Below are 24,967 nucleotides of genomic sequence, written 5' to 3'. Positions count from 1 at the left end.
ATCAGCCGTCACGGAATATTTCGGGGCGACTGATCGATCTATTTTTAGTGGTGACTGGAGCGTCCGGTCATTTCCAGTGCCATTTCGCTGGCATAGCTGTCGGTCATTCCGGCGATGAAGTCGATCATGCGTAAAAACGAGTTATGCAAAGGACCGTGCGGGTCGGGTGCATTATTACCCAGCAGATCGAGTATGCGACGATTCTTGAATGAAGCCGTACGACCGCCGTGCTGTTCCAGTGCCGCCCCACAAAAGCCATTCAACAGAATTTCCAGCGTGGTGTAAGCGCCGATTTCATGCAGGGTTTTGCGCTTGTCCTGAAAGATTTTTTTACGCGCCATGTCCTTGGCATTCAGTACGCAACGCTTGGCGGGCCCATGCATGTGTTCCACCAGATCGCCGTGAAGGGTGCCGGCCAATAGCGCGTCCTGTTGCTCGACGAATGCCCGTGCCGCAGCGTTGGTCAGGTGCTCGATGGCTTTACCGCGAAGAATCGCCAGTTTGCGGCGACGCGAGTCATCAGGGCCGAGTTGACGGTAGGTTTCCGGAAGATCATCACCGACCAGGCCGAGCAACAGGGACTCCACCTCGGCGTACTCCAGAAGCTCCATCTCCAGGCCATCTTCAAGGTCGATCAAGGCGTAGCAGATGTCGTCGGCGGCTTCCATCAGGTAGACCAGAGGATGTCGGGCCCAGCGCTGTTCCTCGAGTTGAGGCAGGCCGAGTTTCTGGGCGATCTGCTCCAGCAGGGGGAGTTCGCTCTGATAGCAACCGAACTTGTGTTTTTTGTAACCCAGTGAATCGGCATGGCGCGCGGTCCACGGGTATTTCAGATAAGTGCCCAGCGTTGCGTAAGTCAGCCGTGTACCGCCGTCAAACTGGTGGTATTCCAGCTGGGTCAGAACCCGGAAGCCTTGGGCATTGCCTTCGAAGTTGAGGAAATCGTTGCGTTCGACTTCGCTCATGGCGTCCAGCCAGCCTTTGCCCGCGGCCTGTTGGAACCAGTAGCGGATGGCGTCTTCACCCGAGTGGCCAAAGGGCGGGTTGCCAATGTCGTGGGCCAGGCACGCTGACTGCACCACCATGCCCAGATCGCTAGGCTCGCACCAGTCGGGCAGGGCGCTGCGGATGGTTTCACCGACGCGCATGCCCAATGAGCGCCCCACGCAACTGACTTCCAGTGAGTGGGTCAGGCGCGTGTGGATATGGTCATTACTGGATACCGGGTGGACCTGGGTCTTGCGCCCGAGACGGCGGAAGGCTCCGGAGAAAATGACCCGGTCGTGGTCTTTATGGAAAGGGCTGCGACCGAGCTCTTCCGGGCTGTGTAGCGGTTTTCCGAGGCGTTCACGATTAAGCAGGGTATGCCAATCCAAGGCAGGTTCTCCGTCAGGTGACTGATTGGGGTCTGTTGGTCTACGGGTGTTTGCGCGAGGAGCCTTGCAGCACCAGCTTGATCAGCGGCAACAGGCTGGTGCCGAGCTGGACTAACCGAGTGATGCTGCTGATGGCACCGCCCTTGGCGCCCTTGGCGGTGAGGAAGCCCAGCAAGGTTACGGCGGCAATGCCCCAGAGTGGCGCGTGCTTGATGCCCAGACCCTCCTGAAAACTTTGCGTCATCCCTCGTACGCGGTGCAAGGGTTCCAACATCTGCCGGGACTCGTGGCGAATTTCCTGGCGATGCATTTCCATGCGCAAGCGTATCAATGCCTTGCGCATCTCTTGTCGGGAACTGTTTTTGGGGATTTCAGGCAGGTTCATGGCAGCAGGCGCTCCCTGTCGTTCGCCAGCTCTTGAAGGGTGGCGTTGAAAGGCGATGTTTCATCAAAGAGCGCCGCTTTCAAGCGCATGCCACAAAAGAGTGCCGCGAGCGCATAGAAAACGCACAGGCCGATGATCCCCGCCAGGCGATAAGTGTCCCACAGCAGAATCAACACCAGCGCCGAAAGCCCGATCAACAGCAGTAAAGCGAAAACCAGTGCCAGCCCTGCGAACAGCAACAGGCTTACGGTGCGGGCTTTTTGCTCCTGCAATTCGATGCCGAACAACTCGACATGGCTGTGCAGCAACCCGAGAAAAGCGGCACCCAAGCGTCGCGATGAAGACCCCGTACCTGTTTCGGACGAGCCGGATTCACCGATAGCCATATCAGCGCCGCGTCGTCAGCAGGCCAATCAAAAAGCCTACGCCGGCCGCGATGCCAACCGCTTGCCAAGGGTTGGCCTGAACATAGTCTTCGGTGGCGGTGACAGCTTCCTGGCCGCGTTGGCGCAAGGAATCTTCGGTCAGTTTCAGGGTTTCGCGAGCCCGCTGCAGGCTTTCGTGAATCTGGCTACGCAACTCATCGGCTTGATCACCGGCCAGTGTCGCAGTGTGTTCCAGCAACCGTTCGGTGTCGCTGACCAATGTCTGAAAATCTTCCCTCAGGATTTCTTGAGCAGTCTTTTCCGTTTTTCTGGCCATGATGATCTCCATTATTGGTGTGTGAAATGTTCGAGTATGAGCCTTGTTCGAAGGTTCAGTGCCAGGGGCTGTTCTCAAATAGATTCCCCCACCGCGTTGAGACCCCCCTAATGCCTGGTACAGCTTTTGCTATGTCGTGGTGCGTCAGCCAGTGCTGTTGTACTGAAACTGGGCGTGCTTCGCGAAAACCTTAACCTAAATAATAGAAACTCGCGCAAACACCCGAGCAACGATCGACCTCAATGAGTTTTTTGCGCCAAAACGGTTCGCCGGAATAAGGATGGATGCCAAGCCTGGTATCAACTTGGTGCGTAAATTGTCTCGGCGAACCGCTTTGGTGCTTTTGCGACTTTAAGGTCTGCCAACTCCATGGAAAATTTGCAAAGTGCTGTGGACAGCCTGGTCCATAGCTCCAATACACTGTTCATTCTGATCGGCGCTGTCATGGTTCTGGCCATGCACGCCGGTTTCGCATTTCTGGAAGTCGGCACGGTTCGGCAAAAAAACCAGGTCAACGCGTTATCGAAGATCCTCAGTGACTTTGCCATTTCAACGCTGGCTTACTTCTTTATAGGCTACTGGATTTCCTACGGTGTCACTTTCTTGCAACCGGCCGCGGTAATCAGCGCTGATCACGGCTATGGGCTGGTGAAGTTTTTCTTCCTGCTGACCTTTGCTGCCGCCATTCCGGCCATCATTTCCGGGGGGATTGCCGAGCGTGCCCGATTCGTTCCGCAGCTGTGTGCGACGGCGTTGATCGTGGCGTTCATTTATCCGTTTTTTGAAGGTGTGGTCTGGAACGGAAACTTCGGCCTGCAAGCCTGGTTGTTGGCTCGCTTTGGTGCCAGCTTCCATGATTTTGCCGGCTCCGTGGTAGTGCATGCCATGGGAGGTTGGCTGGCATTGGCGGCGGTATTGCTGCTCGGTCCGCGCAATGGTCGGTATCGCGACGGACGCCTGGTGGCGTTTGCGCCGTCGAGCATTCCGTTTCTGGCATTGGGTTCGTGGATTCTCATCGTCGGCTGGTTCGGCTTTAACGTGATGAGCGCGCAAACCCTGCAAGGCGTCAGCGGTCTGGTGGCGGTCAACTCGTTGATGGCGATGGTCGGTGGCACGGTAGCCGCATTGATTGTCGGTCGTAACGATCCGGGGTTCCTGCACAACGGTCCACTGGCCGGGCTGGTGGCAATTTGTGCCGGTTCCGACCTGATGCATCCGGTTGGCGCACTGGTGACCGGAGCCATTGCCGGGGCCTTGTTTGTCTGGTGTTTCATCGCGGCGCAAAGCCAATGGAAGATCGACGATGTGCTTGGCGTCTGGCCGCTGCATGGTCTTTGTGGCGTTTGGGGTGGGGTTGCCTGCGGGATTTTCGGTCAGAGCGCCTTGGGCGGGCTCGGTGGCGTCAGCCTGATCAGCCAGTTGATCGGCACTGCACTCGGGGTAGCCGTGGCACTGATCGGAGGCTTTGCGGTGTATGGCACGATCAAGCTGTTGCATGGGCTGCGGCTGAGCCAGGAAGAGGAGTATTACGGGGCGGATCTGTCGATCCACAAGATTGGTGCAGTCAGCCAGGATTGATTGCCTTCAGCCAATTGGTCGGGCACGCGCAGGAAATTTTCCGGTTCTGCGCGAGGAACCCGACCACACCTCATTATCCCGCCAACAGCCGAGCTTCACAGGCCTCGATGGCAGACAAGGTGCCCGACATCAACACCCGATCGCCCGCCAGCAAGCAGGTGGCGCCCTCAACTATCAAATCAGCGCCATTGCGCTGAATGGCTTGAACATCCACCCCCAATGCTTCAAGTGCCAGCTCATTCAAGGGCCGGCCGCATGCATGGGCATCCATTGTCAGGTTGACGGCATACATCAATACTTTCGGCTGCCCACGACTGTCCAACAGGTTGCTTTGCGCTCCGTGATAGAAGCCGTGCAGCAGGCGATAGCGCCCATGTCGCACTTCGTCGACACGCTCCTGGACCTGCGGATGGGGCAAACCCAGCATGAGCAACGCGTGGGAAGCAAGCATCAGACTCGATTCCAACAGTTCCGGGACAACCTCATTGGCTCCGGCCGCCTTCAGTTCGGCCAACTGACTGTCGTCACGGGTTCGAACCAGTATCGGGACCTGAGCGTTTACCTGCCGTGCTGCCTTGAGTACGGTCATGGCTATATCGGTTTTGTCCACCGCGATCACCAACAGTCGTGCGCGTTCAAGACCTACGGCACCCAGCAATTCCATGCGACGGGAATCGCCATAGTGCACGCAGCTTTCACCCGCTGCGGCTTGATGAACACGAACCGGGTCATCGTCCAGCGCAACGAAAGGCTGTCCTTCGCGACGCAGAAAACGCCCTATGGACTGACCCACCCGACCGTAGCCGCAAATCACTACATGCCCGTGCAGTTCGGCGTTCAATGCAGCGATCTGATCGAGTCGCGCTTCCTTATCGGGTTTGCGATGCAAGCGTGCGGCAATGCCCGGTGCTGCGCGCAGCAACAGTGGTGTCAGCAGCATCGAGCAGAATGTTGCGGCCAGTAACAGACCGCTGAGTTCGGCCGGTATCAGTTTGTTCTGTTGCATCTGTGCCATCAGCGCGAAGCAGAATTCACCGCCTTGCGCCAATGCCAGGCCGCTGCGCCAGGCAGTTTCGCCGTCGCTGCCGCGCCATTTGACCAAGGCTGCGACCAGGCTGCCCTTGATCAGCAGTAACCCCAATGTCAGGCCGAGAATCAACAGGCCATGGCTGGCGAACAGCTGCAGATCGATCAGCATGCCGATACTGACGAAAAACAGCCCGAGCAGAATGTCGCGGAACGGGCGAATATCGGCTTCGATCTGATGTCGGTAATGGCTCTCGCCCAGCAACATGCCGGCAAGGAAGGCACCGAGGGCGGGGGAGAGCCCGAGCAGATGAGTCAGCCAGGCAGTCAGCAAGACGATGACCAGGGCCAGCAGGACGAACAGCTCGGCGGAGCGCGAGGTGGCGACTTCGTGGAACAGTCGTGGCAGTAACCAGCGACTGGTCAGCAACAGACCGACAAACAACAGCAGGGTTTTACCCAGCGTGATCGGCAGCGCCCAGTACCAGCTTTGATCGCTGCTGCCGGCGAACACCGGGACCAGCGTCAGCAACAGCACCGCAACGACATCCTGAAACAACAGCACGCCAATCGCGTTCTGGCCGTGATGGCTGAAGATCTCGCCGAGGCTGCTCAGCTCTTTGCTGACAATTGCCGTGGACGATAGCGCCAGACCGGCGCCGAGCAGCATGGCCGGGGCGGCGGGCATGCCGAGTAACATCAGCAAACCGCCCAGCAGCACCCCCGAGCACAGCACTTGCAGGCTGCCGAGACCAAATACCACGCGCCGCAGCGCAAGCATTTTCGACAGGGAAAACTCCAGCCCCAGGGAGAACAGCAGAAAGACCACGCCCAACTCGGCAAGGTCTGGTAGATCCTGGTTGTCATTCACCCAGCCGAATGCGCCGGGCCCAACCAGCAGTCCGACGCACAGGTAGCCCAGCACGGGAGGCAGTTGAAGACGCCGAAACAGTGCAATCACCACTAATGACGAGGCGAGGATGATCAACAAATTGGCAAACACGACATGCTCCGTTTCGGTGTCGGGACGTACCCAGCGTAGAGGCAAAAAAAGCCGCGAGCATTGCGCAGTTGGAGCCGACGCCGAATGATTTGCATCAGGGTTATACCAGATAGCTAAAATTGGCTGTCGTCACGGAGGGCGTTGCTCGACGACTTTTCATCCCGGGCCTAGAATAGTCACCCAATCCTCGTTGGTCTGTTTGTCATGACTCCTGAATGCCAGTTGTTCAGCACCCTTGGTTGCCATCTCTGTGAACTCGCAGAAGCAGAGCTGATGCCGCTGGTCGAGCATGGGTTGCTGGTGGAACTGGTCGACATTGCCGACAGTGAAGCGCTGTTTGAAGCCTACGGTTTACGCATTCCGGTACTGCGTCGTGTTGATACAGGGGCTGAGCTGGGCTGGCCCTTCGACGCTGAACAGGTCGTGGCATTCCTGCGCTAAACCCCTTCTTGTTTTCAGCGACGGCCGTTCCGCCTGTCGCGCTCCTCAGGTAATGCGTTGGCGTAACCCCGAGTATTCGTTTACTGTATGTGCATACAGTTATTCGCGTCAGAGGGAAGTGCATGGTCAATGTCGAACAATTGAAAGCCAGCGTGAATCGCATGTCGGCTGATGTGGTCCAAGAGGCAGTGCTGGAGTTGCGCCTGGATGGCCTGGTTACGGAAGGGAAAACGCCATTCAACAAATTGCACTTCAACACGTGCTTCGCGGAAATCGAAGCCTTGTTTCAGCGTGCGGGTTACCACCGCCAACTGGATGTCGTGGGTTATCAAGGGTTGTTGTATGCGCTTTATGATCCCGGCCGTTGGGAGGCTGTCGATGTATTGCGCTGGCTGAAGGAATATACCGACGCGGCGGCTCAGCGAGTGTCGCTGACCGCATGATAATCATGAGGGCGACATCGTTCGGGTCCTTGTTGGATAATGCCCCCCTGCATTAGGGCCAGAGCTTTCGTATGTCCACCTCATCTTTTTCCGCGGCACAGAATCAGGCCAGCACGCTGTACCTGCCGCCAGGCGCCTGGTTGACCGTTCTCGATTGTCTGTGCGAACACTTCAGCGCCATTGGTCGCGAACAATGGCTGGACAGGATTGCCCGTGGCCGCGTGCTGGATGGCCAGGGTCATGCGATTACCGTTGATCTTCCTTACAGGGAAGGGCTGCGGATTCACTATTTTCGGGAAGTCCCCGACGAAAAGACAATCCCGGTGCTCGAGACGATTCTGTATGCCGACGAGCATCTGGTGGTCGCGGACAAACCACACTTTCTGCCGGTTACCCCAGCAGGCGAGTACGTCGAGCAGACGCTGCTGCGGCGTTTGATCCGTCGCCTGGATAACCCGCACCTGGTGCCGTTGCACCGCATAGACCGACACACGGCTGGGTTGGTGCTGTTTTCGGCCAACCCCCAGAGTCGTTCGGCCTATCAGGCGTTGTTTCCAACTCGACAGATCGAAAAACGCTACGAGGCAATTGCCCGCGCCTTGCCGGGGTTGTCGTTTCCGCTGGTGCACAAGAGCCGCCTGGTCGATGGCGAACCCTTCTTTCGGATGCAAGAGGGGCCCGGCGCGAGCAATACCGAGACGGCCATTGAAGTCATGGAGAAAAATGCCGATCTCTGGCGTTATGCGTTGTATCCGGTGACTGGCAAAAAGCACCAGTTAAGGGTCCACATGACGGCGTTGGGGGCGAGTATCTGCAATGACCCGTTTTATCCCGACGCATTGAAAGATGTTGAAGATGATTACGCCAATCCGTTGAAACTGTTGGCCAAAGGCTTGCGTTTTATCGATCCGGTGACCGGGCTTGAGCGAAGCTTCGAGAGCGAAATCACCTTGCAGTGGTGATTCCCCCTACGGTRGTGACTGCGCAGCTCAAGCGCGGCACTCAGTAAGTGGCTTGGGCTGAGCGAGGTCTGCTTTTGCCAGAGATGACAAAGCCCGCACATTGGCGGGCTTTTTATGTACCTGGCTGTCGCCGTGAGGCTTACAGGTCTTTAACGGTACGAATCTGATCTTTGTTGATGCGGGTGTGCTTGCCATCCAGTTGCTCGAATTCGTAAAAACCCGATTTGGAATCAAATTGTGGTGTGTCGACCGACTGGATCTCGCGACCGTCATTCAAGGTGATCACCGCGGGCGATGAGCAACCGGCGAGGGTAGCGAGGCCCAGTGCGAGCATGAGAGTGGCGAGGGTCCGATGAGTCATGTGATTTCTCCGAATATGAATTCTTTTGAGTACTGGGCTGAGACGTATGCCTGGCGCGCAAGTTCCTTGGTTGACCTCATTCTGGCACGTTGCTGTGCAGGCTTAACAGTTCAGGTGTATTCAGGTTGGCCAGGCGTCGATCGTTTTCGGGGCATTGCAGTGCGATGGCACCCAGGTTGCGCATGATGCGTCCGGGGCTGCGTTCACCCTCGTTCCAGGCGTTTTCAAACTCGCCTGCCAGCGCTACAGGGATAATGCACAGCAACGGTTCCCAATGATCGCCCTGGCGTAGCATCAAGGGTTTGTCCGGCTGTTGGCAGGCGGCTTCTCGCATGGCCGTGAGCAGTTCGGCGTCAATGCGCGGCACGTCGCAAGGCAGTACCATCAGATGGGGATGTCGTGCGGCCGCCAACCCGGCGCGTATACCAGCCAATGGTCCCGGAAAGTCGCTATTGTCGTCATGCACTAACTGGTCGGCATAAAGCGCGTACTTTTCCAGGTTGCGGTTGCAGGAAATGATCAGGTCATCACTTAAACCGCGAGTCTGATGGTGCAGATGTGCAATCAACGGCAGGCCTTGCCACACCAGTAGCCCCTTGTCCTGACCGCCCATGCGCTGGCCGCGTCCTCCCGCCAGAAGCAGGATGGAGCAGGGCGGCAACTGGAAGTTCGAGGTCATGCAGCATCTCCATCGGTGCGCTGAAAAAATGAGGCGCTGTGATATAACACCGGGCTGTTTCTCCTACAACTGGACGAGCCTATGAAAGCCAAGGCTGATGTACCTTTCGCTCCGCTGAACATTGCGGTGCTGACTGTCAGTGATACTCGCACGCTGGAAACCGATACCTCGGGACAGGTCTTCGTTGACCGCCTCAGTGCCGCCGGGCATAACCTGGCCGCACGTATTCTGCTTAAAGATGACCTCTACAAAATTCGTGCGCAAGTCGCGACCTGGATCGCTGACGATGTCGTGCAAGTGGTGCTGATTACGGGCGGTACGGGTTTTACCGGTCGTGACAGTACACCGGAAGCGGTCAGTTGCCTGCTGGATAAGCAGGTCGACGGATTTGGTGAGTTGTTTCGGCAGATCTCGGTTGCGGACATTGGCACCTCGACGGTGCAATCGCGCGCGTTGGCAGGGTTGGCCAATGGCACGCTGGTCTGCTGTCTGCCGGGTTCTACCAATGCGGTGCGAACCGGTTGGGACGGGATTCTCGCGGAGCAACTGGATTCGCGGCATCGTCCGTGCAACTTTGTCGCTCACTTGAAACAGGCGGTACCCTGTGAATCCCGTGGGTAAGCCGGGCAAGACCGGCAGCTTGATGCCCGTCGAAGTGGCGTTGGCACGCTTGCTGGAAATGGCTGAGGCGTCGCCAATCCTTGAGCGCGAACGATTGCCGTTGGCCGCGACCCAGGGCCGTGTTCTTGCCGAGGACCTGGTATCGACCCTTGATCTGCCGCCATGGCCCAACAGCGCCATGGATGGTTATGCCTTGCGCCTGGCCGATTGGACTGGCGAGCCGCTGGTGGTCAGCCAGAAGGTCTTTGCCGGGCAAGCTCCGGAGCCATTGGCGCCCGGTACGTGTGCACGGATCTTCACCGGTGCCCCGGTGCCAGTGGGTGCAGACTGCGTTGAAATGCAGGAAAACGCCGAGGTCCAGGCGGACCAACGGATACGTTTTACCGAGCCGATGCGCGCAGGGCAAAACATTCGCCCGCAAGGTCAGGAAACCACGGTGGGTGAACAGGTATTGACCGCCGGTACGCGCCTGGGTCCCATCGAACAAGGTTTGGCGGCCTCACTGGGGTGTGCAGAGCTTGAAGTCGTGCGCAAGGTACGGGTTGCGGTGCTGTCCACCGGGGACGAGTTGGTCGAGCCCGGGCAAGCCCTCGGCCCGGGTCAGATCTATAACAGCAATCGGGTATTGCTGTGCAGCTGGTTGCAGCGTTTAGGCTGCGAAGTGATCGATGCGGGGATTCTGCCCGACGATTTGCAGGCCACTCGTGATCGGCTCGCCGAACTGGGTGATGTCGACCTGATCCTTTCTACGGGCGGTGTATCGGTAGGCGAGGCGGATTTCCTGGGTATTGCGCTGCGCGAAGAAGGCGAACTGGCATTGTGGAAGTTGGCCATCAAGCCAGGGAAACCACTGACGTTCGGGCATTTTCGAGGCGTGCCGGTGATTGGGCTGCCTGGCAATCCTGCGTCGACACTGGTGACCTTTGCCCTGTTGGCACGCCCTTATCTGTTACGTCGTCAAGGCGTGACAGAGGTTCGGCCTTTGCAGTTTCAGGTTCCGGCAGGATTCGTCTGGTCCAAGGCCGGTAATCGCCGGGAATACCTGCGCGGTCGTCTGGAGCAGGGGCGGGCAATTATCTACAAGAATCAGAGCTCGGGTGTTTTGCGCAGTGCAGCCTGGGCTGAAGGCCTGGTTGAAGTGCTGGAGGAGCGCACCTTGGTTGAAGGTGATTGGGTGAACTTCATCCCGCTGAGTGAAGTGCTGGGCTAGGCCTTTACGTATGACAGCGCTGGTCAGCGCCAGGCCCGGTATGAATCACGTCGGGCCTGGCGTTTCGTGGTGCAGATTACGCGTTAAGCAGCGTCACGAGTTGATCGAAGCGGCTGTTTGCGATCCAGCCGAGCAGGCTGATGATCACCGCCGCAGCGCCTGCCGAGTAGGCAAGCCTGTGCTTGATGGATTTGACGTCGTTTCGGACCTCTTCCATATCTCTGCGGATGTACTTGAGGTGGGTCTCCAGCTCTACAACGCGCGGTTCCATGTCGCTCCCTCCAGGTGTGTTGATAGTGCAATTGCATTCAGTCGGGTGAGCGGTGTGGCCGGTGTTTGGAGGCGCACCCCGGTTGGCTGGAAATCGGAAGTCATGGCTTTGCATAAAGTGCATGGCTCCCTGCCTGATAGACCCTGGTCATATTGCGTGCACATCCTTGTGTGTTTTTTGCCGTTGCCTGATAACTGCAGTCACAAGGTGTACCAATACCAAATGACCGTCAATTGGGCATATTCATCATGACTTGTAAGAAAAAAGTCGGCATGTAGGACTCTTCTGAAAACACGTCAATGGCCGGGGTTGCGCTAACGCCTGAGCCTGCCTTGAGAGGGCGCGAGCTGAATTAATTCAAATCTTTCCGGCTTTATCGGGTGCTTGTGGGGTCAACATTCCCCAGAGGTCTTCGATCAACGGGAGTGATGACGATGAATGAGCGCAAGGCGCTGTTGATTTTGCATGGCAACCAGGCACTCAACGCTGAGGTCCGGTCAGCGGTCGAGAGCAAGCGTCAGCAAGGCTGGGAGTTGGCTGTGCGACTGACCTGGGAGGCTGGCGATGCGCAACGCCTGGTCGATGAAGCGCTGGCTGCCGGTTATACACAGTTGATTGCCGGTGGCGGCGACGGCACGTTGCGCGACATCGCCGAGGCGCTGGCGTTGAATCCGAACGATGCCAGTCTGGTGCTTCTGCCCTTGGGCACGGCCAATGATTTTGCCCGTGCCGCCGGGGTGTCATTGATCCCGGGAGAGGCATTGGATCTGTTGGAAGTGCCTGCACGGGCCATCGACCTGGGCGAAGTGGGAGGGCAGGTATTTCTCAATATGGCCACCGGCGGATTCGGCAGTCAGGTGACAGCGAATACCTCCGAAGACCTGAAGAAAATTCTCGGCAGTGCGGCGTACCTGTTCACCGGTTTGACGCGGTTCAACGAATTGCATGCCGCCTATGGGGAATTGCAAGGCCCCGGCTTTCACTGGCATGGCGACCTTCTGGCGCTGGGGATTGGTAATGGTCGGCAAGCGGGGGGCGGACATGTACTGTGCCCGCAGGCGTTGGTCGATGATGGCTTGTTGGATATCAGCATTCTGCCGGCACCGCAGGAGGTGGTCGCAACCCTGCGTGATCTATTGGCTGATGGTTGGGGCATCGACAATATGTTCGTGCGTGTGCGCTTGCCGTGGGTTGAGATCAAGGTTTCGGAGGGGCTGTACATCAATCTGGATGGCGAGCCCCTGCAAGGCGACAGCTTGCGCTTTTCTACGCGTCCAGGCGCGTTGCGCGTACATCTGCCCGAGGGATCGGCGTTACTGGGGCGTTGAATCTGGTCTAGTCGTCGAGACTGATGATTTGCTCGCGCACGGCAAACAGTACCAGGCCCGCGACATCGAAGATCTGCAAGCGCTTCATGATCTGAGAGCGGTGGGTTTCCACCGTTTTGATGCTCAGGCCCAAACCATTGGCAATCTCGCGAGTGGATTTGCCACGCACGATCAAGCGCAGAATCTCTAGCTGACGAGCTGTCAGGTTATGTGTGTCGACGGGTTCTGGCTGGCTGTTCTGGGCACGCACCAGCGCCTGGTTGATCACGGTATGAGCGATGGCCGGGCTCAGGTAGCGTTCATTGTTGCGCAAGGCTTCAAGCGCGTGTTCCAGCTCCGTGGCGGTGGTGTCCTTGAGCAGATAGCCGTGAGCGCCTGACTCCAGGGCTTGCATGATCAGTGTCGGGTCGGTGTGCATCGACAGGATCAGCACTTTGCTTTGTGGGCGTATGGCCTTGAGTTTTTGCAGAGCCTCAAGCCCGCCGGTTTCCTTCATGGATATATCCAGCAGGATGATGTCGGGGTTCAGCTTCTCGACCATTTCGAGCAGCTGTGCACCATCATTGGCTTCACCAATGACGGCGTAACCGGGAATATCCAGAACCAGTGCACGTACGCCGGCTCTGATCAGCGAGTGGTCATCCACCAGAAGCAAGTTACAAGTCAATGTTGAACCTTATTCGTACTGGCTCGTTCGAGCGCACGGGGTGCCCAGGGGAAAAGTGCTTCGATCTGCGTGCCTTTGCCGGGCTCGCTGATGACGCTCAGGGTGCCGCCCAGTTGTTCGACCCGCTCCGACATGCCGGCCATTCCACGTTGCCCTTCACGGCCAGGATGGGTGGCGGGAGAAAAGCCCTGCCCGTCATCGCTGATAAACAGCGCCAGTCCTTGGGGCAGACGTTGCAGGCGAATCAGCAGGTTCTTGGCTTGTGCATGGCGCAGCATATTGGTGACGGCTTCCTGAGAAATCCGAAACGCCGCCACCGCCATTTCTTCCGGAATACCGGTCAGGCGCTGCTGGCATTCAAGGCTCCAGTTCACGGCAGTATTGGCCAGCGTCTTGAGCAGATGCGCACGCAAACTGGCTTCAAGGCCAAGGCTGGTGAGTTGTCTTGGATTGAGAATGGCCGAGACATCGCGAACTTTGGTCAGGGTTTCTTCCAGCGTGTCGCACAGCAGGGTGCAATGGCTTTGCAGTTCTTCGGGCTGACGTCGCTTGAGCCATTCACTTTGCAGCTTTGCCGCCGTCAGCAATTGGCCGATATCGTCGTGGAGTTCACGGCTGAGCCGATGGCGCTCGTTCTCCTGTACTTCCAGCAAGCGGTCGGCCAGTTCCTGAGGCTGGAACCTGATCGATTTACGCGAATTGCAATGCTGCACGCAGACGCTGGTGGCTGCCGCAAGGTTCAGTATCAGCAGTGCGGCTGGAAATTGGCTGGACAGGCAGTAAACCAGCAGGCTGCCGAACGCCGAACACAGGCACAGCAGCAGAGTGAGCCGGCGAACGCTTTTTCGGGAGGGTGGCCAAGAGGCGACTGACTTGAGGCTGGCGTACATAGCGGATGGAGCCAATGAATGTTCGCTGCGGGCAGACCGGTCATGATGCCTGACGGGTCTCTGTGTGGATAACGCTGGTGATTGAATGGTGGGCTTCAAGTTAGCGCAGTCTGATTGTCAAAATCGAGTGTTGCACTCTTCGCGGGATAGACCCGCCTGAAGTCAGAGTGCCATAACCTGGAGCCAACTAATTGGGCGGCATAATACCACCTAACATACCGTTGGTCGCGTTTGCTATATATGTCCTGAGGGTCAGGAATTTGTCGTTGCTGGACGTATGCTCCACATTAGCGGGCATGCGCAGTCACTGAGCATCCAGCGTGACTTATTACGTTGCTGAACAGTTCGCAGCGCTCTGGACCGGTAGTTCAGGGGGCGGAAGACGATAAGTAATAGTTGGGTGATTAACTTGATTCTGTCGTTAAAAGAGACGAAATATTCAATTGCAATGCGAAGGTTGTTGATGGAAATGCCGAAGATAATCAAACGGCCCGGCACATAACTTGATGCAACTCAGGCATGTCTTGCCGAAAGTGGGGCGCATGCGAATGGCTTGGAGGGTAATGCCAGGCGCGTCGGGGCACGGCCAATTTCCATTGCGAAGGCTTCGATCAACGATATCTGTTCGGCGTCATCGAGGCTGAGTTGGCCGGTAGTCACGTCGACCAGTTCAAGTTGCCAGGCCATCAATGTGAAGCACTCTTTCAAGGCACACAGTGCCTGGTCGTTCAGATCGATTTGATTGCGTGCACCGTTGAGCAAGGCGTGAATGCACATCGAGAACTCGGATACCGCCCGCAGTGCCAATGCATCGGCCCGGTTGGCCAGGGTGAACAGTGTGTTCAGCATGCAGTCGATGGCGTCCTGATCATTGTTGATCAGTTGCAGGTGGCTCAGGCATTCCTCGGATTTGGCCAGCAGGGTTTCTGCCTCGATCAGGAATTCGGGCAGTCGCTGATTCCAGTTTTTACGATCGTTCAGCATGCTTTTCTCCACGACATCAAGTCAGGTGATGCAATCAGCCGTATGGCGAACGGACGTAAGGTACTGCCGGACCATGACTGGAATCTGTAGGGCAGTTCTGATTTTTTGCTGCTGACGATGAACGGTCTGCTTGTGTTCGACGCGAATACCCCGATGGAGCGAGCCTGATTGACAGCGTAACGAGAGACCGAACTCATTGGCCGTGAGGCATGAGCGGCGTAACCCGGCGGGCTGAAAAAGGAGCTCGGCAACGGTACTTCGATCACAGACAAAAGCCTGACTCCATTCATGCAGTGAGAATGGCGTCACATTAATGGCTATTGGATATCGCGAATATCAGGCTGATCCCGATTGCGGCTAGGGGATTCCCTTATGCCACGGAACTTGACACGCAAAGAGGGGTCGCGCGCAGGTTGTGCAGTGGATGAAATAGCCGCTTCAGTAGAGCATGATGTTAATGTGACATCAATTCCTTTGCGTGGCATTTTGTTTGCGGGTCAAGATTGCATGAGATCCGCCGATAACTTTCTTTAGTGAATTCATCAGAAAAGCCCAGGAGTCATCAATGGCCAGCATTCTCGACACAGTAGATCAACGCACGCAGCTGGTGGGTGAGAATCGCCTGGAAATTCTCATGTTTCGCCTGGCCGGTCGGCAGTTGTTTGCAATCAACGTCTTCAAGGTGCAGGAAGTCCTGCAATTGCCAAAACTGACCTTGATGCCGCAGCGTCACCCGTTTGTCTGTGGTGTAGTCAATCTGCGTGGCCAGACGTTGCCGGTGATCGACCTGTCCCAGGCCATCGGTATGCGGCCGCTGGTGCCGGGGCCCAACAGCACCATCATCGTGACCGAGTACAACCGCTCGGTGCAGGCCTTCCTGGTCGGTGGCGTCGATCGCATCGTCAACATGAACTGGGAAGCCATTCTGCCGCCGCCAACCAGTGCCGGCCGCCAGCATTACCTGACGGCCATCAGCAAGGTCGATGACCAACTGGTGGAGATCATCGACGTCGAAAAAGTACTCGCCGAGATCGTGCCATACAACGCCAAGGTTTCGCGTGACAAGCTCGAAGACCCGGTGCTGGAGCGTGCCCGCGGTCGTGAAGTGCTGCTGGTGGACGACTCCAACGTGGCCCTGTCCCAGTTGCGCGATACCCTGGGTCAGCTCGGGGTGAAAATGCACATCGCCAGAGACGGTCTGAAGGCACTGAACATGCTCAAGGCCTGGGCTGATACGGGTGTGGCCATGACCGACAAATTGCTGATGATCTTCACCGACGCGGAAATGCCCGAGATGGACGGTTACCGCCTGACCACCGAGATTCGCAACGATCCACGCTTGCGCGGCCTGTACGTCGTCCTGCATACCTCGCTGTCCGGCAGCTTCAACGATTCGATGGTGAAGAAGGTCGGTTGTGACAACTTCCTTTCGAAATTCCAGCCAGACAAACTGGTCGACGTGGTGCGCCAGCGCCTGATGCTCGACGCAGTCCCGGCCTGACGGAGCATCGCGGGCAGGCAGGGTGTCTGCCCGCAATGTGCTTCTTTGATTCGTCAGCCTGCTCGTATATCGTGGCGTTTTTGCCCACCAGGGAGCTGGCCATGCTGCGTCTGAGCGCGCTTTACCGTTATCCACTCAAGTCCGGCAAAGGCGAAGTCCTGCAACAGGTCAGCCTGGATAAACTGGGGCTGGAGGGGGATCGGCGCTGGATGCTGGTAGACGAGGCCAGCGGACGTTTCCTGACGCAAAGCGCCGAATCGCGTATGAGCCAATTGTCGGCGTTGTGGAATACCTCCGGTGGCCTGACGCTCAGTGCGCCCGGTCACTCGTCGATCGATATTGCCTTGCCTGCCAGCGACGCTGAACAGCGTGGCGTGACCATCTGGCGCGATACCTTGCGGGTTCCTGATGCGGGGGATGCCGCCGGTGCCTGGGTCAGTGAATTCATTGGCAAACCTACCCGATTGGTGCAAGTGCCCGAGGCGCTGGCCCGTACCACTCAGGCCGGCTATGGCAAGGATGACGATAAAGTCGCCTTTGCCGACGGTTTTCCGCTGTTGTTGATTGGTCAGGCCTCGCTTGAGGACCTGTCGCAACGGGTCGGCCGTCCACTGGAGATGCTGCGTTTTCGACCGAACCTGGTGATCGAGGGCAGCGAGGCATTTGCCGAGGATGGCTGGAAGCGCGTTCGCATTGGCGATGTCGAGTTTCGCGTGGTCAAGTCGTGCGCGCGCTGCATCCTCACCACCATCGACCCGCAGACCGGTGAGCGCAGCGACGACCGTGAACCCCTGGCGACGCTGCAGAAATACCGTGCGCGAGAGGATAGCGCGATGTTTGGCCAGAACCTGGTCAACGACGGCAACGGCCGGCTCGAAGTCGGCATGCCGGTAGAGATTCTCGAATAACGCTGTAATGCCGGAATGAAAAATGCCCGTGTCTTTCGACACGGGCATTTTTTATCGCGGTGAAACGCTTAGCCGCGGTATTCGCACAGGTAAGCGGTGTCGACGGCGACTTTCAGCTGGAACTTGCTGTTGGCCGGTACGTTGAACTGGCTGCCGGCGGCGAAGGTTTCCCAGTCGCTGCTGTCAGGCAGTTTTACGGTCAGGGCCCCGGAAACCACGTGCATGATCTCACGCTGGCTGGTGCCGAATTCGTATTCGCCCGGTGCCATGACGCCAATGGTGGCCGGACCTTCAGCGGTGCCGAAGGCAATCGACTTGACGGTGCCGTCGAAGTACTCGTTGACTTTAAACATGGGCGATTCCTCGAAATGGGCTAAAAAGGCCGGCCAGTATGCACAAGGCCTTTTCGTCCGTCACCTGTTGCCCTCAAGGATCAGACCGGAAGAATCAGCGGTAACAACCGCGCAGTATTACGTGCATCTTCCAGCGCCCGGTGCTGTTGACCGGTAAATTGCATACCCGCCAATTGCAGGGCGCCATTGAGCCCCAGCGGCCGCTCCAGTCGGCGGGCCTTGGCAAAGCGCTGCTTCAGGTTCATGTGGGGGACTCGGCTCAGGGCGCTGTCGAGTTGCAGGCGTTGCCATTCCTGAAGCAGTTGCTGTCGGTCGTAATCGCCCCAGCTGGCCCAGCCTTCAAGGCGCGTGTGATGCTGGCCGAGCCAGCGCTCGAACAGCGGCCAGACCTCGGTCAGTGGCTGGGCAGCGTCGATATTGGCTTGGGTGATGTGGGTCAGTTCGCGACAGAAAGGGGTCAGCAGCGGTCGTCGCAGGGGCCGAACGAAGCGCTGGAAGTAGTCCAGTTCGCGGCCTGCGCGATTGACCAGGGTGGCGCCGATTTCGATGATTTCCATCTCGGTTACCGGCCAGCCACCGTCATCGGTGGTCGCTTCGAGATCAATTACCAGCCAATGAGGCATCGCAGGTTTCCTGGTGTCCGCGTCCTGATGAGGCTGAGCGTAGCCAAATGCGATGGATCCGCCTAGCGGCTTATTCAACCTCCAACAAAATCTGACGATTTTTTACCTGATCGCCGGGGCTGACCTGCAGCCGTTTGATCACACCGTCGATACCGGCCTTGAGCGGGTGTTCCATTTTCATCGCTTCCAGCACCAGCAACAATTGCCCCTTGCTCACCGATGAACCTTCACTGACCAGTAYGTCGACAATCGCTCCATCCATCGGGGCTTTCAGCGTACCGGTGCGGGTGTCGACTTGGCTGCTGACGGGCGCCAATGTCTGGTCTTGCAGCAGCAAGCTGCCGGGGCGAGTGAACAACCACAGTTGTCCGGCGGCCAGTTGATAGGCGTAGCGGCGGCGAATGCCGTTGATTTCCAGGTTGGCCGAGCGGGCGTTGATATCGAGTCGTTTCAGTTGCAGCGTTTCCCCGGCCACTTGAATACATAATTGCCTGTCGGGCAGGACGCTCACTTCGGTTGACCAGCGACCGTCGTTGAGACCGATTCGTTGCTGCAACGGTGCGTTGGCGCTGTTGCACCAGCCGGCGAGTCCTGGCGGATGGGCGCCAGCGGACTGCTGATAGAACAGCATCGTGGCGATAGCCAGCTCTTCGGTCGTGGGCGCGTGCGAGTGAAGGCTTGGGTGATCGGCGAAGTGTTGCGCGATGAACCCGGTATTGAAGTCCCCGGCGATGAACTGTGGATGCTCCAGCAAACCAGCGAGCAGACGCTGATTGGTCTGCAAACCCAGCAAGGCACTGTCCTGGACTGCCCGCAGTAACTTGCGCCGAGCCTCCTCGCGGGTGGCGCCGTAAGCGATGATTTTGCCAAGCAGCGGGTCGTAAAACGGGCTGACCTGCTGATCTTCAAGCAAGCCGTGGTCAATGCGCACCCCGTCCGCGAGGGCCGGTTCCCAACGCATAATGCGCCCGGTCTGGGGCAGGAAATCCTGCGCCGGATCTTCGGCGTAAAGACGCACCTCCATCGCGTGGCCCTTGAGTTCGACCTGTTCCTGGCGCAGCGCCAGTGGTAACCCGGCCGCAACATCCAGTTGCCAGGCCACCAGGTCCAGGCCGGTAATCATCTCGGTCACCGGGTGCTCGACCTGCAAACGGGTGTTCATCTCCAGAAAGTAAAACTGGCCCCGCGCATCGAGCAAGAACTCCACGGTGCCGGCGCCGACGTAATTCACTGCGCGCCCGGCCTTCAGCGCAGCGTCGCCCATGGCCTGGCGCAGTTCGGCTGTCATTACCGGGCACGGCGCTTCTTCGATGACTTTCTGATGGCGACGCTGGATCGAGCAGTCGCGCTCGCCGAGGTAGATCAGGTTGCCGTGCTGGTCGCCGAATAGCTGAATCTCGACATGGCGCGGTTCGATCAGCGCTTGTTCGAGAATCAACTCGTCGCTGCCAAACGCGTGCAGGGCTTCGGAGCGTGCGGTGCGGATCTGCGCAAGCAATTCATCCGCACTGTGCACCAGACGCATGCCGCGCCCACCGCCGCCGGCGCTGGCCTTGATCATCAGCGGATAGCCGATGCGTTCGGCTTCGCGGCTGAGGGTGGTGTCATCCTGCTCCGCTCCTTGGTAACCGCCGATGCACGGTACGCCAGCGGCGAGCATGGCGATTTTCGACAGGCGTTTGCTGCCCATCAGTTCGATGGCCGCAGGATCCGGACCGATAAAGGTGATGCCGGCCTGGGCGCATGCCGTGGCGAATTCAGCGTTTTCCGAGAGGAAGCCGTAGCCGGGATGGATCGCGTCCGCGCCGCTGCGCAATGCAGCGTCGATGATTGCCGCACTGTTCAGGTAGGACTGGGCAACAGCAGCGGGGCCGATGTTGACCGCTTCATCGGCCATGCGCACATGCAGGGCATCGGCGTCGGCATCGCTGAACACCGCCACTGTGCGATAACCCAGCGCTTGAGCGGTGCGCTGGATGCGACAGGCGATTTCACCGCGGTTGGCGATGAGGATTTTGCGCAGGGTGGGCATGGGGTGATCCTTTGTGTTGTGCAGTGTTTTTGAGGGCCTCATCGCGAGCAGGCTCGCTCCCACAGTTGATCTTCGGTGTGTATGAGATAGTGCAAACACCCCAGATCCAATGTGGGAGCGAGCCTGCTCGCGATGCTTTCAAGGCGCCCAACCCGGTTTGCGTTTCTGTACAAAGGCCATCGTCCCTTCGACACCTTCCACCCCGGTCACGGCTTCACTGAACCACTCGGCCGCCTGGTCGAGCAACGGTCCCAGCGGCTGTTCGGTGCTGGCCAACAACAAGGCCTTGGTCGCGGCATTGGCGCCAGGCGCGCAACACAGAACGTGGGCGAGCACTGCGTCCAGACGTTCAGCCAGGGCTTGTGCATCGTGTTCGACAAAATGCACCAGCCCCAGACGCCGCGCTTCATGCCCGTCAAAACGCGCGGCGGTCAGCGCCAGGCGTCGTGCCTGGGTGAGGCCGATACGCTGGACCACAAACGGTGCGATTTGCGCTGGCAGCAGGCCGAGGCTGGTTTCCGGCAAGCCGAACTGGGCATTGTGATCGGTCAGTGCAATGTCGCTGACACACACCAGACCGAAGCCGCCGCCGAGCACAGCCCCCTGCAACACGGTGATCAGCACTTGCGGCGCGTGCTGGGCTTCTTCGAGCAGGGCGCCAAACGCGCGGTTCAATTCGCGGTAGGCCTGCTGACCTTGAGCGCGGGCGTTGGCCATGTCTTTCAAATCGCCGCCGGCAGAAAAATGCCCGCCGGCACCGCCGAGCACTATCGCGCGGATGTCCCGGTCATCGCGCACCGCCGCGAGTACTGCGCGCAATTCGGCGACCATCTGCAAGCTCATGGCGTTGCGGCAGTCTGGCCGGTTCAAGGTGATGTGCAGAACGCCGTTGTGCAGTTCCAGCAGCAGGGTCTGGCAAACGGGCAAGGTGGTCATTTTTTCTTCCCGGGCAGGATGCCCATCAATTTGCAGATGATCCCCAGCATGATTTCGTCGGCGCCGCCGCCAATCGACACCAGCCGCACATCGCGGTAAGCACGGGCCACCGGGTTGTCCCACATATAGCCCATGCCGCCCCAGTATTGCAGGCAACTGTCGCTGACTTCCCGGCCCAATCGACCGGCCTTGAGTTTGGCCATGGACGCCAGACGTGTGACGTCCTGGCCTTTGACGTATTGCCCGGTGGCTTGGTAGACCAGCGCCCGCAGGCATTCGATTTCGGTTGCGAGCTCGGCGAGGCGGAAGTGAATCACCTGGTTGTCGATCAGTGCCGTGCCGAAGGTTTTGCGCTCCTTGCAGTACTCGATGGTGCTGTCGATGCAGTATTCCAGGCCCTTGATCATGTTCGCCGCACCGAACAGGCGTTCTTCCTGGAATTGCAGCATTTGCATCATGAAGCCTGCGCCTTCGTGGCCGATGCGGTTGCGTTGCGGCACGCGCACGTTGTCGAAAAATACCTGGGCGGTTTCCGAACTGCGCATGCCGAGTTTGTCCAGAGGCGAACTGAGACTGATGCCGGGGCTGTTCATCGGCACCATGATCAACGACTTGTTGATGTGCGCCTTGTCGTCCGAGGTGTTGGCCAGCAGGCAGATGAAGTCGGCGCTTGGGGAGTTGGTGATCCACATTTTGCTGCCGTTGATCACGTAGTCGCCGCCGTCCTTGCGCGCGGTGGTTTTCAGCCCGGCGACATCAGAGCCGGCACCCACTTCCGAGACGCCAATGCAGCCGACCTGTTCACCGATGATCGCCGGGCGGAGGAATTCTTCACGCAGCTCATCGGAGCCGAAACGGGCGAGGGCCGGGGTGCACATGTCGGTCTGCACGCCAATCGACATCGGAATTCCGCCGCAATGAATGGTCCCGAACTCTTCAGCGGCGACAATCGAATAGCTGTAGTCCAGGCCCATGCCACCGAATTTTTCCGGTTTGGAAATCCCCAGCAAACCGAGCGCACCGGCCTTGCGGAAAATTTCGTGGATCGGAAAGCGTCCGGCCTTTTCCCATTCATCGACGTACGGGTTGATCTCGCGGTCGACAAAATTGCGTACGGTACGGCGCAGTTCTTCGTGTTCCTGGGTGAAGATCATTTTTATTGTTCTCCCTAAACCTGGTGGTGATCAGAGCCTCAAAAACGTGCGATACCAAAACTGTTCGGTTGCAGTTGACGAACCTCGGCTTCGTGGCAGATATCCAGCAGATAGCCAAGCAAGGTGCGCGTATCGCGTGGATCAATCAGCCCGTCGTCCCACAGGTTGGCGCTGCCGTAGAGTGCGGTGGACTGGCTGTCGAGTTTTTGCGCGGTGACCTGTTCCAGCGTGTCGAGCATCTTCGGGTCCGGGACCAAACCATCCTTGGCCTGCCTGGCTTCGGTGACAATGCGCAGCACCTTGCCGGCCTGGGCGCCGCCCATCACGGCGGTGCGGCTGTTGGGCCAGGCGAAGATGAAACGCGGGTCGAGCCCGCGGCCGCACATCGCGTAGTTGCCGGCACCGTAAGAGCCGCCGACCACGATGGTCAGCTTCGGCACTCGCGCATTGGCGACTGCCTGAATCATCTTCGCGCCGTGTTTGATCACCCCTTGCTGTTCCGACTCGGTGCCGACCATGAAACCGGTGGTGTTATGAAAAAACAGCAATGGTGTCTGGCTCTGGTCGCAGAGCTGGATGAACTGCGCGGCCTTGCTGGCACCTTGCGGGGTGATCGGACCGTTGTTGCCGATAAAGCCGCAGGGCCGTCCCTGGATCTTCAAATGGCCGCACATCGTTTGCTGATCGAACTCGCCCTTGAACTCGAGAAAGCGTGAGCCATCGGCGATGCGCGCAATGATCTCGCGCACGTCGTAGGGCTTTTTCGGATCGTCGGGAATCAGCCCCAGCAGTTCGTCGATGGGGTAGAGCGGCTCGTCCCAGTGTTCGGCGCTGCGCTGTGGTAACTGCGCATTCCACGGCAACAGGCTGACGATTTCGCGTACCAGGCGCACGCCGTCGGCATCGTTTTCGGCCAGGTACTCGGCAGTGCCGGCGATTTGTGCGTGCATCTCGGCGCCGCCGAGTGCTTCATCGGTGGCGACTTCGCCGGTTGCGGCCTTGAGCAGCGGGGGGCCGGCGAGAAACAGCTTGGCCTTGCCGCGCACCACCACCACGTAGTCCGACAGCCCGGGCTGATAAGCGCCGCCAGCAGTGGCCGAACCGTGCACCACGGTGATTTGCGGCAAGCCCATGGCCGACATCCTCGCCTGATTGGCGAAACTGCGCGCACCCTCGACGAAAATCTCCGCGGCGTAATTGAGGTTGGCGCCGCCGCTCTCGGCGAGGGTAATCACCGGCAGTTTGTTTTCCATGGCGATCTGTTGCAGGCGCAGGGACTTCTTCAGGCCGCTGGGGGAAATGGTGCCGCCCTTGATCGCGCTGTTGTTGGCGACCACCAGCACCCGCACGCCGGACACATGACCAATCCCGGCGATCAACCCGCCGCCGGCCTGGCTGCCGTCCTTATCGTCGTGAAGTTTGTAGCCGGCCAGGCTCGCCAGTTCGAGAAACGGTGCACCGGGGTCCAGCAGCAAGTTCAGCCGTTCGCGAGGCAGGAGTTGCCCCCGTTTGTCGAATTTCGGTTTCGCTTCGGCAGCCTTGCTCAGCAGGTTGCGTTCCAACTGGCGGATCTGCTCGATGCTGCTCAATAGCGCCTCGCGGTTCTGGGCAAACTGCGGGCTGTGGATGTCGAGTTGCGACTCAATCTGCGGCATGGTTCAGTCCTCGCCCTTGAGCACGTCGGGTAAGTCCGCGCGGTGAAAACCATTGAACGACTCACTGTGCTGCGCCTTGTGCAGTGGCCAGGCGCGACCGCCGAGGCTCGCCGCACCGTCGATTCGCAGTGTGCTGCCACTGATAAAGGCCGCCGCCGGGCTCAGCAGGAAAACAATCGCCGCGCTGACTTCCGACTCGCTGCCGATCCGCTTGAGCGGCACGTGTTCGCGCAGGGTCGGGATCAGCGCCTTGAACGCACCTTCGTAGGTGTCCATGCCGCTGGAGGCAATCCAGCCGGGCGCCACCGCGTTGACCCGCACCCCGGCGTAACCCCATTCGACCGCAGCGGTCTTGGTGACGTTGTCCATGCCCGAACGTGCCGCGCCCGAATGGCCCATGCCGGGCATGCCGCCCCACATGTCAGCGAGCATGTTGACGATGCTGCCACCGTGCTTGCACATCGACTGATTGAACACCTCGCGGGCCATCAGGAACCCGCCCACCAGATTGGTCCGCAGCACGGTTTCGAAACCTTTCTGATTGATCGAGGCCAAGGGCGCCGGGTATTGACCGCCAGCATTGTTGACCAGGCCGTGAATCGGCCCGTGATCCTTGATCAGTTGCCCGACCAGTTGCGTGACCGCGTCCTCGTCGCGGATATCGCAGGCCTGCCAATCGGCCTTGCCGCCGTCCTCGAAGATTTCCGTCGCGACCTTTTGCAGTTTCTCGGGTTTTCGCCCGACCAACAGCACATGCGCGCCGAGGGCCGCCAGTTCGTGGGCGGTACAACGGCCGATGCCACTGCCGCCGCCAGTGACAATGATCGTCTGGCCGGCAAACAGCTCGGGTTTGAATATCGAATCAAAGGCCACGGCAA

The 24,967-nt window shown here is 58.7% G+C and carries 27 protein-coding genes; 9 read left to right on the top strand and 18 right to left on the bottom strand.

Annotation, left to right across the window (positions count from 1 at the left end):
* Positions 1-44: 44 nt before the first annotated feature.
* Genes AC1DHT_RS11470 through AC1DHT_RS11455 form a run of 4 tightly spaced genes read right to left on the bottom strand, consistent with a single transcriptional unit; the run spans position 45 to position 2,463 of the window.
* Positions 45-1,376, bottom strand: coding sequence for a deoxyguanosinetriphosphate triphosphohydrolase (locus tag AC1DHT_RS11470; protein ID WP_145017057.1), 1,332 nt, complete (start codon positions 1,374-1,376; stop codon positions 45-47).
* A gap of 40 nt (positions 1,377-1,416) precedes the next feature.
* Complete coding sequence (locus tag AC1DHT_RS11465; RefSeq protein WP_427543559.1) at positions 1,417-1,761, bottom strand: hypothetical protein; 345 nt, start codon at positions 1,759-1,761, stop codon at positions 1,417-1,419.
* A complete protein-coding gene (locus AC1DHT_RS11460) occupies positions 1,758-2,147 on the bottom strand; it encodes a phage holin family protein (protein WP_427543562.1) in 390 nt (129 codons plus the stop codon). The genes AC1DHT_RS11465 and AC1DHT_RS11460 overlap by 4 nt, the downstream gene beginning before the upstream one ends.
* 1 nt (position 2,148) lies before the next feature.
* Positions 2,149-2,463: an ElaB/YgaM/YqjD family protein gene (locus tag AC1DHT_RS11455; RefSeq protein ID WP_054596373.1), complete on the bottom strand. Its 315-nt coding sequence runs from the start codon at positions 2,461-2,463 to the stop codon at positions 2,149-2,151.
* 369 nt (positions 2,464-2,832) lie between these two features.
* Between AC1DHT_RS11455 and AC1DHT_RS11450 the strand changes: the two genes are divergently transcribed.
* Complete coding sequence (locus AC1DHT_RS11450) at positions 2,833-4,041, top strand: ammonium transporter (RefSeq protein WP_427543566.1); 1,209 nt, start codon at positions 2,833-2,835, stop codon at positions 4,039-4,041.
* Between the two features lie 73 nt (positions 4,042-4,114).
* Here AC1DHT_RS11450 and AC1DHT_RS11445 read toward each other — a convergent pair whose 3' ends face one another.
* Positions 4,115-6,070 (bottom strand): monovalent cation:proton antiporter-2 (CPA2) family protein, encoded by a 1,956-nt coding sequence (locus tag AC1DHT_RS11445; RefSeq protein WP_427543569.1) that lies wholly within the window; start codon positions 6,068-6,070, stop codon positions 4,115-4,117.
* 204 nt (positions 6,071-6,274) lie between these two features.
* Here AC1DHT_RS11445 and AC1DHT_RS11440 point away from each other — a divergent pair, with 204 nt between their 5' ends.
* The 3 genes from AC1DHT_RS11440 to AC1DHT_RS11430 all read left to right on the top strand — a co-directional run bounded on the left by AC1DHT_RS11440 (position 6,275) and on the right by AC1DHT_RS11430 (position 7,916).
* Positions 6,275-6,511, top strand: a complete 237-nt coding sequence (locus AC1DHT_RS11440; protein WP_054596376.1) for a glutaredoxin family protein — start codon at positions 6,275-6,277, stop codon at positions 6,509-6,511.
* 122 nt (positions 6,512-6,633) lie between these two features.
* Positions 6,634-6,954, top strand: a complete 321-nt coding sequence (locus AC1DHT_RS11435) for a transcriptional regulator (protein WP_427532794.1) — start codon at positions 6,634-6,636, stop codon at positions 6,952-6,954.
* Between the two features lie 71 nt (positions 6,955-7,025).
* On the top strand, positions 7,026-7,916 hold the full coding sequence (locus AC1DHT_RS11430) for a pseudouridine synthase (RefSeq protein ID WP_427543571.1): 891 nt from the start codon (positions 7,026-7,028) through the stop codon (positions 7,914-7,916).
* A 139-nt stretch (positions 7,917-8,055) separates the two neighbouring features.
* Here the strand turns inward: AC1DHT_RS11430 and AC1DHT_RS11425 are convergent, their stop codons facing one another.
* Both AC1DHT_RS11425 and mobA read right to left on the bottom strand, forming a co-directional pair.
* The gene (locus AC1DHT_RS11425; protein WP_145017075.1) at positions 8,056-8,277 is read right to left on the bottom strand and encodes a YgdI/YgdR family lipoprotein; all 222 of its coding nucleotides are present in this window, start codon (positions 8,275-8,277) and stop codon (positions 8,056-8,058) included.
* Between the two features lie 76 nt (positions 8,278-8,353).
* Positions 8,354-8,956, bottom strand: coding sequence for a molybdenum cofactor guanylyltransferase MobA (gene mobA, locus AC1DHT_RS11420; protein ID WP_427543574.1), 603 nt, complete (start codon positions 8,954-8,956; stop codon positions 8,354-8,356).
* An 81-nt stretch (positions 8,957-9,037) separates the two neighbouring features.
* On the opposite strand from mobA, the gene moaB reads away from it, so the two are divergent.
* A complete protein-coding gene (gene moaB / locus AC1DHT_RS11415) occupies positions 9,038-9,577 on the top strand; it encodes a molybdenum cofactor biosynthesis protein B (protein ID WP_427543577.1) in 540 nt (179 codons plus the stop codon).
* Between the two features lie 22 nt (positions 9,578-9,599).
* Positions 9,600-10,787 carry a molybdopterin molybdotransferase MoeA gene (locus AC1DHT_RS11410; protein WP_427543648.1) on the top strand — a complete coding sequence of 396 codons (1,188 nt, stop codon included), beginning with the start codon at positions 9,600-9,602 and terminating at the stop codon, positions 10,785-10,787.
* A 76-nt stretch (positions 10,788-10,863) separates the two neighbouring features.
* On the opposite strand, the gene AC1DHT_RS11405 is transcribed toward AC1DHT_RS11410, so the two are convergent.
* A complete protein-coding gene (locus AC1DHT_RS11405; protein WP_427543651.1) occupies positions 10,864-11,172 on the bottom strand; it encodes a hypothetical protein in 309 nt (102 codons plus the stop codon).
* Positions 11,173-11,492: 320 nt separating this feature from the next.
* Here AC1DHT_RS11405 and yegS point away from each other — a divergent pair, with 320 nt between their 5' ends.
* A complete protein-coding gene (gene yegS, locus AC1DHT_RS11400) occupies positions 11,493-12,386 on the top strand; it encodes a lipid kinase YegS (RefSeq protein ID WP_427532787.1) in 894 nt (297 codons plus the stop codon).
* A gap of 7 nt (positions 12,387-12,393) precedes the next feature.
* On the opposite strand, the gene AC1DHT_RS11395 is transcribed toward yegS, so the two are convergent.
* The 3 genes from AC1DHT_RS11395 to AC1DHT_RS11385 form a co-directional block, all read right to left on the bottom strand.
* Positions 12,394-13,053 carry a response regulator gene (locus AC1DHT_RS11395; protein ID WP_427532785.1) on the bottom strand — a complete coding sequence of 220 codons (660 nt, stop codon included), beginning with the start codon at positions 13,051-13,053 and terminating at the stop codon, positions 12,394-12,396.
* Positions 13,050-13,943: a sensor histidine kinase gene (locus AC1DHT_RS11390; RefSeq protein WP_427543654.1), complete on the bottom strand. Its 894-nt coding sequence runs from the start codon at positions 13,941-13,943 to the stop codon at positions 13,050-13,052. The genes AC1DHT_RS11395 and AC1DHT_RS11390 overlap by 4 nt, the downstream gene beginning before the upstream one ends.
* Before the next feature lie 513 nt (positions 13,944-14,456).
* Positions 14,457-14,927, bottom strand: coding sequence for a hypothetical protein (locus tag AC1DHT_RS11385; protein WP_427532783.1), 471 nt, complete (start codon positions 14,925-14,927; stop codon positions 14,457-14,459).
* A 565-nt stretch (positions 14,928-15,492) separates the two neighbouring features.
* Here AC1DHT_RS11385 and AC1DHT_RS11380 point away from each other — a divergent pair.
* Positions 15,493-16,428, top strand: a complete 936-nt coding sequence (locus AC1DHT_RS11380; protein WP_427532782.1) for a chemotaxis protein CheV — start codon at positions 15,493-15,495, stop codon at positions 16,426-16,428.
* 101 nt (positions 16,429-16,529) lie between these two features.
* On the top strand, positions 16,530-17,336 hold the full coding sequence (locus tag AC1DHT_RS11375) for an MOSC domain-containing protein (protein ID WP_477761360.1): 807 nt from the start codon (positions 16,530-16,532) through the stop codon (positions 17,334-17,336).
* A gap of 68 nt (positions 17,337-17,404) precedes the next feature.
* On the opposite strand, the gene ppnP is transcribed toward AC1DHT_RS11375, so the two are convergent.
* From ppnP to AC1DHT_RS11340, 7 genes are all read right to left on the bottom strand, one after another.
* A complete protein-coding gene (gene ppnP / locus AC1DHT_RS11370; protein ID WP_007940055.1) occupies positions 17,405-17,689 on the bottom strand; it encodes a pyrimidine/purine nucleoside phosphorylase in 285 nt (94 codons plus the stop codon).
* An 80-nt stretch (positions 17,690-17,769) separates the two neighbouring features.
* Positions 17,770-18,312 carry a 3'-5' exonuclease gene (locus AC1DHT_RS11365; protein ID WP_427532778.1) on the bottom strand — a complete coding sequence of 181 codons (543 nt, stop codon included), beginning with the start codon at positions 18,310-18,312 and terminating at the stop codon, positions 17,770-17,772.
* 70 nt (positions 18,313-18,382) lie between these two features.
* Positions 18,383-20,344: an acetyl/propionyl/methylcrotonyl-CoA carboxylase subunit alpha gene (locus AC1DHT_RS11360; protein ID WP_477761359.1), complete on the bottom strand. Its 1,962-nt coding sequence runs from the start codon at positions 20,342-20,344 to the stop codon at positions 18,383-18,385.
* A 138-nt stretch (positions 20,345-20,482) separates the two neighbouring features.
* Positions 20,483-21,280: an enoyl-CoA hydratase/isomerase family protein gene (locus AC1DHT_RS11355; protein WP_427543586.1), complete on the bottom strand. Its 798-nt coding sequence runs from the start codon at positions 21,278-21,280 to the stop codon at positions 20,483-20,485.
* Positions 21,277-22,434 carry a citronellyl-CoA dehydrogenase gene (gene atuD, locus AC1DHT_RS11350; RefSeq protein ID WP_427543589.1) on the bottom strand — a complete coding sequence of 386 codons (1,158 nt, stop codon included), beginning with the start codon at positions 22,432-22,434 and terminating at the stop codon, positions 21,277-21,279. Before atuD ends, AC1DHT_RS11355 begins: the two co-directional genes overlap by 4 nt.
* A gap of 38 nt (positions 22,435-22,472) precedes the next feature.
* On the bottom strand, positions 22,473-24,089 hold the full coding sequence (gene atuC / locus AC1DHT_RS11345) for a geranyl-CoA carboxylase subunit beta (RefSeq protein ID WP_427543592.1): 1,617 nt from the start codon (positions 24,087-24,089) through the stop codon (positions 22,473-22,475).
* 3 nt (positions 24,090-24,092) lie between these two features.
* Positions 24,093-24,962: an SDR family oxidoreductase gene (locus tag AC1DHT_RS11340; protein ID WP_427543595.1), complete on the bottom strand. Its 870-nt coding sequence runs from the start codon at positions 24,960-24,962 to the stop codon at positions 24,093-24,095.
* Positions 24,963-24,967 lie beyond the last annotated feature (5 nt).

The sequence above is a fragment of the Pseudomonas sp. 05N432 genome (assembly GCF_056396945.1).
The sequence above is the reverse complement of the archived record's forward strand: the minus strand, read 5'-3'. Positions and strand labels throughout refer to the sequence as shown.